The sequence below is a fragment of the Endozoicomonas sp. ALE010 genome (assembly GCF_049310165.1).
In the GTDB taxonomy this organism is placed as follows: domain Bacteria; phylum Pseudomonadota; class Gammaproteobacteria; order Pseudomonadales; family Endozoicomonadaceae; genus Endozoicomonas.
Map to the genome: position 1 here is coordinate 1 of NZ_JBLYNV010000036.1, position 14,833 is coordinate 14,833.

Genomic DNA, 14,833 nt, shown 5'->3' on the forward strand with positions numbered 1-14,833 from the left:
ATCGTGGTCAGCGCACTGGTGGCGCTCCGGCACCTTCTTTCGGTGATGCACCGCCGCCGGCAGATGACCGCAAGTCCCGCAACAAGCGTGGCAGCAAGGGTAAAGATCGTCGTAATGACAATGACGATCTGCCACGCCGTGGTAAAGGTGGTCGCAACGAGCGTGATGATCGCCGTGGCGGCAGTCGCAAGTTTGCCCGTACCATGGCACCTGAGTCCATGGCGGCTCACGGCTTTACCAAGCCGACAGCGCCGGTTGTTCGTGAAGTTTCCATCCCGGAAACCATCACGGTTGCAGAGCTGGCCAGCAAGATGGCCATCAAAGCGGCGGACGTTATCAAGGCCATGTTCAAAATGGGCTCCATGGTAACCATCAACCAGGTTATCGATCAGGATACTGCCAGTATCGTGGTTGAAGAAATGGGCCACAAATACAAGCTGACCAAGGCAGACGCCATCGAAGACACCCTGGTGGATGATCAGCTGGAAGACGTTGCTTACGAAGCCAGGCCCCGTGCGCCTGTAGTGACCGTTATGGGTCACGTTGACCACGGCAAGACCTCGCTGCTGGACTACATTCGTAAGAGTCGCGTTCAGGCTGGCGAAGCCGGTGGTATTACCCAGCACATTGGTGCCTACCACGTAGAAACGGATCGTGGCATGGTGTCCTTCCTGGATACGCCTGGACACGCGGCCTTTACCGCCATGCGTGCCCGTGGTGCCAAGGCGACGGATATCGTTATCCTGGTTGTTGCTGCTGACGATGGTGTCATGCCGCAGACCGAAGAAGCGGTGCAACACGCGAAAGCGGCTGGCGTACCTATCGTGGTTGCCGTGAACAAGATGGATAAGCCGGAAGCAGATCCGGATCGGGTGAAAAACGAGCTGTCTGCCCGTGACGTTATTCCTGAGGAGTGGGGTGGCGATACGCAGTTTATGCCAGTATCCGCCCTGACCGGTGAAGGTGTTGAAGATCTGCTGGAAGCAGTTATTCTTCAGGCCGAAGTGCTTGAGCTGACTGCTCCGGATGAAGGTCCTGCCCGTGGCGTCGTTGTTGAGTCCCGACTGGATAAAGGTCGTGGTCCTGTGGCCACCGTTCTGGTGCAGGGCGGTAAGCTGAATCAGGGTGATAATATCCTGGTGGGACAGCAGTACGGTCGTGTACGTGCGATGCTGGATGAGAACGGCCAGCCCATCAAAGAAGCAGGCCCTTCTATCCCGGTAGAGATTCTGGGTCTGGATGGTACGCCGGATGCCGGTGACGAAATGCTGGTGGTTCGCGATGAGCGTAAAGCCCGTGAAATCGCCCTGTTTCGTCAAGGCAAGTTCCGCGAAGTCAAGCTGGCTCGTCAACAGGCTTCCAAACTGGAGAATATGTTCTCCAGAATGGGAACTGAAGATAAGAAGACGCTCAACATCGTCCTCAAGGCAGACGTACGAGGCTCCCTGGAGGCGCTGACCGCTTCTCTGGAAGAGCAGGGTAACGATGAGGTCGAAGTAAGGGTTATCTCTGGTGGTGTTGGTGGTATTACCGAAACCGACGCCAACCTGGCCCTGGCTTCCAACGCCGTTATCGTTGGCTTTAACGTTCGTGCCGATGCTTCTGCCCGTAAAGTGGTAGAGACTGAAGAGCTGGATCTGCGTTACTACAGTGTTATCTACGACATCATTGATGACGTTAAGAAAGCGCTGACCGGTATGCTGGGCTCCGATACCCGTGAACAGATCGTGGGTACCGCTGAAGTTCGTGAAGTATTCCGTTCACCGAAGTTTGGCGCTGTGGCTGGCTGTATGGTTATTGAAGGTACCGTGTACCGCAACGACCGTATCCGCGTACTGCGTGATAACGTGGTGATCTACGAAGGTGAGCTGGAGTCTCTGCGTCGTTACAAGGATGATGTCAACGAAGTTCGTAACGGTATGGAGTGTGGTATCGCCGTTAAGAGCTACAACGACGTTAAGCCTGGTGACAAGATCGAGGTTTACAAGACGATTGAAGTACAGCGTACGCTTTAATTCGTTATGCGTGTGAATGTGAAATAGACGCCAGAGCCTGCGGTTTTTCCCGCAGGCTTTTTTAACCACAAAGGCACAAAGTCACAAAGGGAAGGATTGCTTTGTGTCTCTGTGCCTTTTGTGCCTTTTGGGTATTGTGGTTTACGGAGTGAGTATTCAATGGCTAAAGAGTACAGTCGTACCCAGCGAGTAGCCGACCAGATTCAGAAAGAACTGGCTCAGCTGATTCAGCTGGAAATGAAAGATCCTCGTCTTGGCATGGTCACGGTCAGTGTGGTCGAAGTAAGTCGGGATCTCGCTTTTGCAGATGTTTATGTCTCGTTTCTTGGGGTGGATGATCAGGAAAAAATTGATCAATCCCTGGAGATATTGAGTCAGGCCGCGGGGTTCCTGCGTTCTCAGCTGGCCAGGGCCATCAAGCTGAGGTTTACCCCGCGACTCCGCTTTTACTATGACAACAGTCTGCGGCGCGGGGCTTACCTGTCCTCGCTGATCGATCAGGCGGTTGCCAAAGACGCTAAAGCGGATAAAGGCTCAGAAGAAGGTACCGAGGAGTAAGTCATGGCCAGAAGAGGTCGACGCGCTAATCGTGGCCGTCCGATGGACGGTATTATTGTGGTTGATAAAGTCTATGGCGCTTCTTCCAACGAGGTGCTCCAGCGGGTGAAGCGGTTGTTTAATGCCGCCAAGGCGGGCCATACCGGCAGCCTTGATCCGCTGGCAACGGGCGTTTTACCCATCTGTCTGGGGGAGGCCACCAAGTTTTCCCAGTATTTGCTGGATTCTGATAAATCCTACCGCACCACCATGAAAATGGGGGTGAGAACCACCACAGGTGATCGTGAGGGGGAGATTGTCGAAGAGCGTCCGGTGACGGTCACCCGTTCTGATGTGGAGGCCATTCTGCACCAGTTCCGGGGTGATGTTGAGCAGGTGCCCAGCATGTTCTCTGCGCTCAAGCACAACGGCAGGCCATTGTACGAATATGCCCGGGAAGGGATTGAAATTGAGCGCCCTTCGCGCACCATTACCATTCATCGTCTGGAGCTGCTGGACTTTGATGGGGATGAGTGTGTCTTCGAGGTGGATTGCACCAAGGGAACCTATATCCGCACGCTGGTTGAAGATATTGGTGAGGCCCTGGGCTGCCTTGGTCATGTTGCTGAGCTGAAGCGCCTCAAGGCAGGCCCTTACACTGAGCATCAGGCGCACTCCCTGGATGAGCTGGCGGCCATGCGGGATGAAGCCCGTGAGTCGGCCCTGGATGTCGACCAGCGCATTGAGTTTGCCGAGCTGTCCGGACTGGCGGAGGAGCTGGGCCGCGACAAGCTGGAACCAGCGCAGTCAGAGCGCCTGAGGGAGTTGTCAAAAATCCGCAACAAGGCTGGTGATCGTGTTATTGATGACCTGTTGTTGCCTCAGGATAGTGCTGTCAGTGACTGGCCGCAGGTCAAACTGGGCGCAACCAGCAGTTATTATGTTTCTCAGGGGAACCCGGTCCAGGTGCCTCAGGCACCGACATCCGGCAATGTCCGCATCTATGGCGTTGCTGAAGGTGTTGAAGGCATGGTGTTCCTGGGTATCGGCGAAATTACCGATGATGGCCTGGTAGCACCCAAGCGTCTGGTCAAAGGCTGATTCAGCCTGAAATACGCGATTCCATTTGCCCAACTGCTTATATAGTTTTTTTGGACGCGTTCACAACATAGTGATAGAATTCGTCGCTTGTTTGAATGGCTGGCTGTAAATATGCACGGTCATGCCGGTTATCTGTATTGCATATTATCTGGAGATTGAACAATGGCTTTGACTGCTGAACAGAAAGCTGAAATCCTGAAGAAATTCGCTCGCACTGAAGGCGACACCGGTTCCCCTGAAGTTCAGGTGGCTCTGCTGACCGCTAACATCGAATGTCTGCAGGGACACTTCAAGGCGAATCACAAGGATCATCACTCTCGTCGTGGTCTGATTCGCATGGTAAACCAGCGTCGTAACCTGCTGGACTACCTGAAGCGTAAGGATGTTGAACGTTACCGCAGCCTGATCCAGCTTCTGGGTCTGCGTCGCTAATCGTTTGATACAGTCATATTGGGTGGTGGTGTCTTGATATCACCTCCCTCAGTCAAGGCACCGCGAGCTGCACTATCTGTGGCTGGCGGTGTTTTGTTATTTGCGGGTTGAGAATGTTGTCAGCCCGGGCATTATCTCTCTGCGGGTTGCGACTGCCGGGCTCTGTTTTCTCTGGTAGTCTTGGGCAAGAATTACCCATGCCTGCACTCTGTCTGCATGGGGTGCAATTCAGAGACTTCGATTCAGAGGTCTCTGAATTGCATCCATCTCTATGACAGTGTGGATGCAGGTGGGGTGATATCGTTTGGTAATAAAGGAAAATAACGTGAGTATTGCTCCAAAAGCATTGACAAAGACTTTCCAGTTCGGTGAACACACCGTGACCCTGGAAACTGGACGGGTTGCCCGTCAGGCCACCGGTGCCGTGCTGGCAACCATGGGTGAGCTGCAGGTTCTGGCGACGGTAGTGGGTGCTAAAAGTGCCCGTGATGGTCAGGACTTTTTCCCATTATCCGTTCACTACCAGGAAAAGGTTTACGCGGCGGGTAAAATTCCCGGCGGTTTCCTGAAACGTGAAGGTAAGGCCAGCGAAAAAGAGACGCTGACTTCCCGTCTGATTGACCGTCCTATCCGTCCGCTGTTCCCGAAAGGATTCATGAACGAAGTTCAGGTCATCATCACGGTAATGTCGGTGGATAAGAAGAACGATCCTGACATTCTGGGCATGATTGCCACGTCTGCGGCCCTGGCTATTTCCGGTATTCCCTTTGTCGGTCCTGTGGGTGCTGCCCGTGTTGGTTTCACTGAAGACGACGGTTACATCCTGAACCCATCTTTCGAGCAGATGAAAAAGTCTGAGCTGGACATGGTGGTTGCCGGTACCAGCGACGCTGTGCTGATGGTTGAGTCCGAAGCGCAGGAACTGACAGAAGATGAAATGCTGGGTGCGGTTCTGTTTGCCCAGCAGGAGTACCAGGCGGTTATTGCTGCCATTAAAGAGTTTGCGGCAGAAGCCGGTAAGCCAACCTGGGACTGGCAGCCAGAGCCAGAAAAAACGGCAGTGAAAGAAGCCGTTGCTGCTGGCTTTGAGCAGAAAATTCGTGAGGCCTATGGCATCACCATCAAGCAGGAGCGCAGCAACAAGCTGGCGGAACTGCGCGCTGAAGCTGAAGCTGAGCTGGTTGGCGAAGACGAAGGCAAGTTCAGTGCGGATGATGTTCAGACCTACTTCAGCAAACTGGAAAAGTCCGTCGTCCGTGGCAACATCATTAACGGTCAGCCGCGTATCGATGGTCGTGATACCAAAACCGTTCGCCCGATCACGGTAGAAGTTGGCGTTCTGAAAAAGACCCACGGTTCCGCCCTGTTCACCCGTGGTGAAACTCAGGCTATCGTCACCACAACGCTGGGTACTGCCCGTGATGCGCAGTTTGTCGACGCCCTGGAAGGTGAAAGCCGTGACCCGTTCATGCTGCATTACAACTTCCCTCCCTACTCTGTAGGCGAGGCTGGTCGTATGGGTCCTCCGGGACGCCGTGAAATCGGCCATGGTCGTCTTGCCCGTCGTGGTATTCAGGCAGTACTGCCCGGTGAAGAAGAGTTCCCTTATACCATCCGTGTGGTGTCTGAAATTACCGAATCCAATGGTTCCAGCTCCATGGCTTCCGTCTGTGGCTCTTCCCTGGCGCTGATGGATGCCGGTGTGCCTCTGAAGGCACCGGTTGCCGGTATCGCCATGGGTCTGGTTAAGGAAGGCGAGCAGTTTGCAGTCCTGACCGATATTCTGGGTGATGAAGATCACCTGGGTGATATGGACTTTAAAGTGGCTGGAACGGCCCACGGTGTTACGGCGTTGCAGATGGACATCAAGATTGCCGGTATCACGGAAGAGATCATGGATATCGCCCTTGACCAGGCTCTGCATGCGCGTCTGCATATCCTGGCCGAGATGAATAAAGTCATCGCCCGTTCCCGCAGTGAACTGTCGCCAAACGCACCAATGACCATGACCCTGAAGATTGATCAGGACAAGATTCGTGATGTTATTGGTAAAGGTGGTGCCACTATCCGTTCTATCTGTGAAGATACCGGTGCATCGGTTGATATTGCTGACGACGGCACCGTTAAAATTTATGGTGAGACCCGGGAAGCCTGTCAGGCAGCTTATGACCGTGTCTACGGCGTCACTGCTGAAGCGGAAATCGGCAAGATTTACCACGGTACGGTAACTCGCATTGTTGAGTTTGGTGCTTTTGTTAATATCCTGCCAGGTCAGGATGGCCTGGTGCATATTTCCCAGATTGCTGATCATCGGGTTGAGAACGTTGCTGACTACGTCAAGATGGGACAGAAGCTTGAAGTGGTTGTGATGGATCTGGACAACCGTGGTCGTATTAAGCTGAGCATGAAAGAAGTTGCTCGTATTAAAGAGCAGCAGGCTGCAGCGGCTGAATAATCACCGCTTCAAAGAGGCTGGCCTCAGTGCCAGTCTCTCTCAATATCTGGTTGCACATCAAAATTTTCTGCTACTCCCTGATGGAGTTACTCTGTGACCCGCAAGAAAAATGAGAGTCACTTTTTTCACGAGGAGGCTGTCCGAGAATAGCGCCCGTAGCGAGGATTGCGAGAAATTGAGGATAAAAATTTCTGCTTCTGAGGAGAATAGCGGGGCTATTTGACGAAGAAGCAGGAATTTTTAGACCAATTTATCGCAACCGCAGTAGGGCAGTCTATTCTCGGACAGCCTCCTAGTCTGACTGTGTTTAACCCACATGGCAGTGGAACCTAATAATCCTCTTGAGGTCAAACTTCGGTATTCATAGTCCAGGCGTGCAGGGCTTTATTCTGAAGGCATCATCAACCGACTCCCATCGAAAGCCTGCTAGAGTTGACCGGCAAGTCAGTTCAAGCGGTATTCCTGACAGCTCCAGAAACAGATTTAACGGTAAAAGAGTCTATCAGACTCATAAAGATACAGCCTCAGCGCTGAATGATGGCAAGGATATTGAGGATGCCTTTTGGCAAAAAAAACTATTGCAGGGACGTCAAATCACCCCGGCTGATGTGCTCTCAGCTTATAGAAATGATACAACGTCTCTCAGGAGTGGTTTATTCCTTGAGAGGCTTTGCTTAAAGAACATTCTTTATAACAATCAAAAAGTATTCCCGGATCAGGTCATTCAGGAATTCAACCGGAAGCCAAATCAAAATAAGTACAAATTAGCGATAGCGCGCTTCAAATCGCAATGTTGTATAAGGGGGCGGCTGTTGCATGGTCAGCAGGTCACGCCGGATGTGGTGGTAAAAGAATATCAGGCAGCCAAAGCATCACTGGAACTGGCCCGTTTCAAGCAACTCTGTTGCCTGAGGGGGTTGCTATTGAATGGTCGCCAGGTCAGACCGGATGCAGTGGTTAAGGATTTTCCGGGTAGTCCTGAAGGCAAAATGGCACTGGCGCGCTTCAACTCGGAATGTTGCCTGAGGGGCCTGTTATTGAATGGCCAGCAAGTCACTCCCGATGCGGTGATTAAGGCTTATCAGGCAGTCAGTGCAACACTTGAGTTGGCGCGCTTTAAGACGGAATGTTGCTTTAGGGGGCTGCCGTTGAATGGCCAGCAAGTCACACCGGATGCAGTGATTAAGGCTTTCCCGTGTAGCCCGCAAGGCAAGCTGGGGATAGGGCGCTTTAAGGTGGAATGTTGCCTGAGGGGGTTGCCATTGAATGGCCGACCGGTCACACCGGAGGCGGTGGTTAAGGATTATCAGGCAATCAAGGCGACACTGGAGCTGGCCCGCTTTAAATCGGAGTGTTGCCTGAGAGGCCTGCGACTGAATGGCAAGCGGATCTCACCGGATGTGGTGCTTAAGGGTTATCAGGATGCCAGTGCAATATTGGAACAGGCGCGCTTCAAAGAGGCATGTTGCCTGAAGGGTCTGCTGTTGGAAGGCCAGCAGGTCAAACCTGAGGCGGTCGTTAAGGGTTATCAGGCAGCCAGGGCAGTATTGGATTTGACGCGCTTCAAAGAGCGATGTTGCTTGAACTGCGTGCCGTTAATGGGGCAGCAGGTCACACCCGATGAGGTGGTTAAGGGTTATGAGGAGGCCAAAGCAACACTGGAGCTGCCGCGCTTCAAACAGGAATGTTGTCTGAGAGGGCTGTCGTTGAATGGCCAGCCGGTTACACCGGATACGGTGATTAAGGATTTCCCGGACAATTCGAAAGGCAGGCTGGGGATGACGCGCTTCAAACAGGAATGTTGCCTCAGGGGAGTGGCGTTGAATGGTCGGCTGGTCGAAGCGGATGCAGTGGTTAAGGATTATGAAGGCGGTGGCTGGTTAATGGAAAGGGCTTATTTTTATGTACAGCTGGCATTAACGGCAAGAGAATTGAACGGTGCCTGTCTGGATAACCGGCAAGTGTTAGAAGTATTTAATGAAGTACCCGGCGATCATGCTGTAAAGCAAGCCGGGTATCTGATTCAAAAGTTGAAACAACCCAGGCATTATGATGAAAACAATGCAGCTCAGGAGATACTTCAAGAGGCCTGGCAAATCTTAAACAACGCATCCCATAAAGACGACGAGCAACAACGACTGCAATGTCAATTGCAATTCATGGCTATGCACTATGGGCTGTCCATTGATCATCAGAGAGTGTCAGCAGAGCAGGTATTGCAATCCATCAAAGGACTGAGAAACTCGTTTCAGAGTTCACGTATCCATTTCTTCTTCCTGGCGCATTGCTGTATCACAAGACAGTCGGTTAATGGACGACACGTTCATAAGAATCAGGTTCTGGAGTGTCTTCAACGTTTTTCTGAAGGAAGCAAGATGCGCCATGCTCTGGGCTTCTGGTTTGAACAATGCAGCTGTGAAGCCAATATAATGGATAATATGCTGTTTAAACGAGAAAATACCGTTGTCCGTGGGAGTGATAGTCATCAAGAATGCTCAGCCTGTGACAGTCAAGCTGAGGCTTCTGTTGCGGTCAGTAGAGAGCACCCCGGATCACCTGAACAGTTTACTGACAACGCCTGGTTTGGCTGTTTTTCCACAGATGTAAACGGGTGTTCAGCCAATCTTGACAAAGGAGGCCCACTTTCTTGTCAGGTTACTTATTTAAATTCAATAACGCTGAAAACACTGGAGATTATTCAGGAAATTAATAATTCTTATACCGACCCTCCCATTCTGGTTACCGGTTCATACGCACGCTTTTTACAGAACCTCCACTCATCATTTGATGAGATTGACATTATCTGCACGAAAGAAGCATCTGTCAGAACCCTTTTTGACAAGCTGCAGGCACTGAATACCGACAGTGAGTCAGACATCCCTCAAAGTGTCATCATCTGGCCTGTCCCGGAATGTCAGGCGATGAAATTGCCAAAGGCCTACAGTATTGATCTTAAAGACGGTGATCTGGGGGTAAAGGCAATGGGTTTTCAGGTTTATGTTGACGCCAGAGTAACCGATGGAAAGGCATCACGATTGCCCGTTCTCGTTCCTGGCGTTGAGAGGCCGGTATGGTGTTTGTTGTTTGCAGAAGAAACCAGATTGCTGAACGATACGCTGCAATATCTCACGGATAACCTTGATCAGCTGACAGAGCAATTGCACAAAGGCGCAGCATTCGACCTGCCTCAAACCATTCTGTTTCACAACCCCCAAAACACCGGGGAGCGTATTTATGGTTTGCTGATAGGCTGTCTGCTTATCCTGAATAAAGCCAAACAGTTTATTGCCCTGCACTCTGAAGGAAAACCTGGCTGCCGACCTAACCGGCTTCAGGAAGAATATCAACGCCTTGATGCGCTGACTGAGAGTCTTCAAATGAAATTGACTCACCATGTTTGCCGTCATGATTTTGAGCACAGAGTTAACGACTGGTTATCAAAAACCCGGCCTTTGAATGAGTGTGAGGTTAAGAGTAGGGAGGCTGTCGAGGAACTGCTTGCGCTGATGAAGCCTGCGTAAGAGCGGGTAGATTCCACTCATTGAGCATTTGTTCACACTTGGTGCAAGCCATAAAAAAAGCACCGTGTGGTGCTTTTTTTATGGTTGATGATTACTCATCAAGGAAGCTGCGGAGGTGATCTGAGCGCGTTGGATGACGCAGTTTTCTCAGGGCCTTCGCTTCAATCTGACGAATACGCTCACGGGTAACGTCGAACTGCTTGCCCACTTCTTCCAGCGTGTGGTCGGTGTTCATATCGATACCGAAGCGCATTCTCAGTACCTTGGCTTCACGAGCGGTGAGGCCAGCCAGAACCATGCGGGTAGATTCCTTCAGGCCTTCACCGGTTGCCCGGTCGATAGGCGACTGCATGGTAGCATCTTCAATAAAGTCACCCAGGTGCGAATCTTCATCATCACCAATGGGTGTCTCCATGGAGATAGGCTCTTTGGAGATCTTCAGTACCTTACGAATCTTGTCTTCTGGCATATCCATGCGCACAGCCAGTTCGTCCGGTGTGGGTTCCCGGCCCATCTCCTGCAACATCTGTCGTGAGATCCGGTTCAGCTTGTTGATGGTTTCAATCATGTGAACCGGAATACGGATGGTGCGAGCCTGATCTGCGATCGATCGGGTAATCGCCTGACGAATCCACCAGGTGGCATAGGTCGAAAACTTGTAACCACGGCGATATTCGAACTTGTCCACCGCCTTCATCAGACCGATGTTGCCTTCCTGAATCAGGTCAAGGAACTGCAGGCCTCGGTTGGTGTATTTCTTGGCAATAGAAATAACCAGACGAAGGTTGGCCTCAACCATCTCTTTTTTGGCGCGGCGGGCACGGGCTTCGCCAAGAGACATTTTACGGTTGATGTCTTTTATCTGGACCAGGGAAAGATCAAACTCTTTCTCGATATTGGCCAGCTTTTTCTGGGCGCGAACAATCTCTTCGCGATAGTTCTGCAAAGCATCTATGTAACCGCCGCTGCCAGCGGCCAGATCATCGATCCAGCCAAGGTTGGTTTCATTGCCCGGAAATGCCTTAAGGAAGATCTTGCGGGGCATTTTGGATTTGCGAACACACAGCTGCATGACCGCGCGCTCATTATCACGGATGCGCTCCACGGCATTGCGGATTCGGAACACCAGCATGTCGAAGATGCGTGGAACCAGCTTCAGCGGCATAAAAGCCTCGGCCAGTTCTTCAAGTGCCACCTGGCTGTTATCACGGCCATGAGTGGCAATAGCCTTGGTGGCTTTTTCCAGGGCATCTCTCAGAAGGGTGAAGCGCTCTCTGGCCTCTTCCGGGTCGAGTCCGCTATCGCCCTCTTCTTCGCTGTCTTCATCATCACCATCGTCGTCATCGTCATCAAGTGAATCGTCGATTTCGATATCGTTATCATCGGTATTGGTGATCTCAGTATCATCGTCGGGATCTATATAGCCACTGATAACGTCAGTGAGGCGGCCTTCTTCTTCGGTAAGGCGGTCATACTCGTCGAGGACAATCTGGGCAGAACCGGGGAATTGAGCCAGTGCCGACATGACTTCACGCCAGCCTTCCTCGATGCGCTTGGCAATCTGGATTTCGCCCTCACGGGTTAACAGCTCTACGGTACCCATTTCCCGCATGTACATGCGGACAGGATCAGTGGTTCTTCCTGCTTCCTGTTCGACGGCGGCAAGCGCTGCGGCTGCTTCTTCGGCGGCAGCTTCATCGGTGTCGGCTTCAGCCATGAGCAGGGTATCGGCGTCGGGAGCGGTCTCGTAGACGCTGATACCCATGTCATTGATCATGCGGATAATATCTTCCACCTGATCAGGATCGGAAATATCTTCCGGAAGATGGTCATTAACCTCCGCGTAAGTCAGGTACCCCTGTTCCTTACCACGGGCGATAAGCTCTTTTAATCTGGATTGTTGTTGCGAATTTGCTGACATATCAACCCTTTAACAGCGGATATTGACGAACCGGACAAAAAAACGTAAGCAGGCAATTATAGCTCATAAACTGGGTATAGTACCACAGGGCAGCGGCCCGACTTGGTTGGACGAGGTACCGGAATGCATTCCATGACGCGGGTTACCTTTCCTTGGTGTTTTCAGACCGGGTTTGAATTAGAAATGTGGCCAATAATGCAGTTCCACGGGACACAGTGAAATTCAAGTATACCTAATATTTTTTGTTGTGCAGTTATTTTTTTATGCATGGATTCGAGGAATCGGTGGCATTTGTCTGACACTACCAAAAAAAAGATTAACTTTCCCCATTTTTTTCGTGGTGGTTGCCGGGTGTTTTGTCGGTTGCCTGCTGCTGGGTCATCTGCTCTCTGAACGCTTCCTGATGTTGACGGAACTGCTGGCGAAGTTCTTCGTTAATTTGTCCCGGCTTTTTGTTCTGGAAGCTCTGGATAAGTGATTTGTACAGGTTCTTCTGATGGTTTAATCCTGCTTTCCTGCGAATGCTGGCCAGGGTTTCCAGAAACTCATCCCGGTGCGCGGTGGTGCCGTGATCCAGGGCGGCCAGGGCTTGCAGGCGCTGGCCTTTTTCTGTGTCGTACCATTGGGCAATAAGCGTGCTGGCTTTCAGTGACGGCTCTTTTTTCAGGATGGTTAACAGGTCGATCAGTAATTGACTGTCACTGTCGTTTTCCAGTTTCAGGTGGTCAAATGGCTCGGAAACTTCCCGGGCAAACTCCGGATTGCATAATAACTGTCGTATGGCATAACCGCAGGTCACCAGTCTGGCTGAGTTGGTCAGATGGCGGGTTGAAGGCCTGCGTGAAATCTCAGGTGTGTTATTGCTCGGGTGTTCTTCTGGTGCGTACTGTCTTTCTTCGTAGTCTGCATCGTAGAAAGGCGCTGGCTCATAATGACCATGATGAACCTGTGCTTCCTGGCTGATGTTGCGGGTTTCCGGCTCTGGTCGGCTTGTGGATAACTCTCTGGTGCGGGCACTTTCCTGAAAGTGAGCTTCCAGGTAGTGTGTATCCAGTCCTGTCCGGTCTGAGAGCTTTTTCACCAGCAACTGACGAAACAAGCCTTCCGGCAGTTTATCAAGATAAGGTTGAGCCAGTTTGGCCAAACGGGCACGCCCATCCATGGTGGTCAGATCCAGCTCTGACTCCAGTTCCCGGAACAGTAAGTTATCCAGGCTGATGGCCTGGCTCTTGATTCGCTCAATAAAGCTTTCGGAGCCTTCCTTGCGAACCATGCTATCGGGATCTTCGCCCTGTGGCAGAAACAGGAAACGGGCCTGACGACCATCCTGCATGTTGGACAGTGTCGATTCCAGTGCACGCCATGCCGCCCGTCGGCCGGCATCATCGCCATCGAAGCAGAAAATGACTTCAGGCACCACTTTGAACAGTCGCTGCATATGGTCAGGGGTGGTGGCTGTGCCAAGGGTTGCCACCGCGTTGGTGATTCCCTGTTGGGCCAGTGCCACCACATCCATATACCCTTCAACCACCAGGATGCGGCTCAGCTTGCGGTTGGCCTGCCGGGCTTCAAACAGCCCGTAAAGCTCTTTGCCTTTGTGGAAAACCGGGGATTCGGGCGAGTTAAGGTACTTGGGTTTTTCATCGCCCAGAACACGGCCGCCAAACGCAATGTAGCGACCCCGGCTATCCCGGATAGGGAAAATGATGCGCTCCCGGAAACGATCATACACCGTATTGCGGTCTTCATTTTTGACCAGCATGCCGGTGGTGATCAGCTGCTGCTCTTTTTCTGGTGAGGTGGCCAGCTCTTTTTTCAGGTTGTCCCAGCCCGGCGGTGCAAAGCCGATGGCAAAGTGCTGGCAGGTTTGTGGATCAAGCCCCCGGTTTTTCAGGTAGTGGGATGCCCTTGGGGATTGTTCATGCTGTTTCAGCTGGCGGCTATAGAAGTCCACTGCGCGCTCCAGCAGATGGTATAGTTCGCTGTGGTCCGGGCCCCGTTGTCGGTGCGGGTTTTCTTCCCTGGGGACTTCCAGGCCCAGCTGTCCTGCCAGTGTGTCAACCGCTTCAGGAAAGTCCAGGTGGTCGTGGTCCATAACAAAGCCAACGGCATTGCCACTGGCTCCGCAGCCAAAGCAGTAGTAGAACTGCTTGTCAGGGCTCACCGTAAAGGACGGGGTCTTCTCTTTGTGGAAAGGACAGCAGGCAGAGTAGTTGCGACCGGTTTTTTTCAGCTTAACCCGGTGATCGATCACATCGACGATATCAATGCGGGTCAGGAGGTCATCAATAAAATACTGGGGAATCCGTCCGGCCATGGTGGAGTGCTGCGCCTGAAACAGAAAAGAAAATAACTATTGGATAGATACTATCACCCGACAGGGTGAGTGTCAGCTTAACCGGGATTTAACGATTTTGCTGATGGATGACATGTCCGCACGACCCTGCGCCTGTGGTTTAACAATACCCATCACCTTGCCCATGTCGGCCATGCCGGAGGCACCGGTGCTGTTAATGGCGAGGTCGACCAGTTCGATGATTTCAGTTTCTGATAGCGGGGTGGGGAGAAAGTCAGCAAGAACCTCAAGTTCCAGCTTTTCCTGTTCGGCAAGATCCGTGCGCCCGGCAGACTCGAACTGTACAATGGCATCGCGACGCTGCTTTACCATTTTGTCCAGTACTGCCAGGGCACGTTGATCGTCTAGTGACTTTTCATCGACTTCAATTCGCTTCAGTTCGGCCAGAGCCAAACGGATAGTACCCAGTCGTGGTTTGTCGCGATTGCGCATGGCATCCTTCATGGCTTCTGTCAGTTGATCCCTGACAATGCAATCACTCATGACACGTTCCTT

At 52.0% G+C, this 14,833-nt stretch carries 9 protein-coding genes; 6 read left to right on the forward strand and 3 right to left on the reverse strand.

Features of this window, described 5'->3' with window-relative positions; genetic code table 11:
- From infB to ACO6UY_RS15075, 6 genes are all read left to right on the forward strand, one after another.
- Window positions 1-2,015: translation initiation factor IF-2 (gene infB, locus ACO6UY_RS15050; RefSeq protein WP_422490470.1), on the forward strand; the 2,015-nt coding region annotated here is incomplete at its 5' end.
- Between the two features lie 159 nt (window positions 2,016-2,174).
- Entirely contained in the window at window positions 2,175-2,573 is a 399-nt protein-coding gene (gene rbfA, locus ACO6UY_RS15055; protein WP_101746600.1) for a 30S ribosome-binding factor RbfA, read from the forward strand.
- A 3-nt stretch (window positions 2,574-2,576) separates the two neighbouring features.
- Window positions 2,577-3,653 (forward strand): tRNA pseudouridine(55) synthase TruB, encoded by a 1,077-nt coding sequence (gene truB, locus ACO6UY_RS15060; protein ID WP_422490472.1) that lies wholly within the window; start codon window positions 2,577-2,579, stop codon window positions 3,651-3,653.
- A gap of 162 nt (window positions 3,654-3,815) precedes the next feature.
- Window positions 3,816-4,085, forward strand: a complete 270-nt coding sequence (gene rpsO, locus ACO6UY_RS15065; protein WP_422490474.1) for a 30S ribosomal protein S15 — start codon at window positions 3,816-3,818, stop codon at window positions 4,083-4,085.
- Between the two features lie 325 nt (window positions 4,086-4,410).
- Window positions 4,411-6,540, forward strand: a complete 2,130-nt coding sequence (gene pnp, locus ACO6UY_RS15070; protein ID WP_422490476.1) for a polyribonucleotide nucleotidyltransferase — start codon at window positions 4,411-4,413, stop codon at window positions 6,538-6,540.
- Window positions 6,541-6,914: 374 nt separating this feature from the next.
- Complete coding sequence (locus tag ACO6UY_RS15075; protein ID WP_422490477.1) at window positions 6,915-10,061, forward strand: hypothetical protein; 3,147 nt, start codon at window positions 6,915-6,917, stop codon at window positions 10,059-10,061.
- A 91-nt stretch (window positions 10,062-10,152) separates the two neighbouring features.
- Here ACO6UY_RS15075 and rpoD read toward each other — a convergent pair whose 3' ends face one another.
- The 3 genes from rpoD to ACO6UY_RS15090 all read right to left on the reverse strand — a co-directional run bounded on the left by rpoD (window position 10,153) and on the right by ACO6UY_RS15090 (window position 14,821).
- The gene (gene rpoD / locus ACO6UY_RS15080; protein WP_422490479.1) at window positions 10,153-11,982 is read right to left on the reverse strand and encodes an RNA polymerase sigma factor RpoD; all 1,830 of its coding nucleotides are present in this window, start codon (window positions 11,980-11,982) and stop codon (window positions 10,153-10,155) included.
- 316 nt (window positions 11,983-12,298) lie between these two features.
- On the reverse strand, window positions 12,299-14,299 hold the full coding sequence (dnaG, locus tag ACO6UY_RS15085) for a DNA primase (protein ID WP_422468307.1): 2,001 nt from the start codon (window positions 14,297-14,299) through the stop codon (window positions 12,299-12,301).
- Window positions 14,300-14,371: 72 nt separating this feature from the next.
- The gene (locus ACO6UY_RS15090; RefSeq protein ID WP_422447426.1) at window positions 14,372-14,821 is read right to left on the reverse strand and encodes a GatB/YqeY domain-containing protein; all 450 of its coding nucleotides are present in this window, start codon (window positions 14,819-14,821) and stop codon (window positions 14,372-14,374) included.
- Between the last annotated feature and the right edge of the window lie 12 nt (window positions 14,822-14,833).

Coding starts and splice junctions, on each gene's coding strand:
- rbfA (WP_101746600.1), top strand. CDS start 2,175: ATGGCTAAAGAGTACAGTCGTACCCAGCGAGTAGCCGACCAGATTCAG.
- truB (WP_422490472.1), top strand. CDS start 2,577: ATGGCCAGAAGAGGTCGACGCGCTAATCGTGGCCGTCCGATGGACGGT.
- rpsO (WP_422490474.1), top strand. CDS start 3,816: ATGGCTTTGACTGCTGAACAGAAAGCTGAAATCCTGAAGAAATTCGCT.
- rpoD (WP_422490479.1), bottom strand. CDS start 11,982: ATGTCAGCAAATTCGCAACAACAATCCAGATTAAAAGAGCTTATCGCC.
- dnaG (WP_422468307.1), bottom strand. CDS start 14,299: ATGGCCGGACGGATTCCCCAGTATTTTATTGATGACCTCCTGACCCGC.
- ACO6UY_RS15090 (WP_422447426.1), bottom strand. CDS start 14,821: ATGAGTGATTGCATTGTCAGGGATCAACTGACAGAAGCCATGAAGGAT.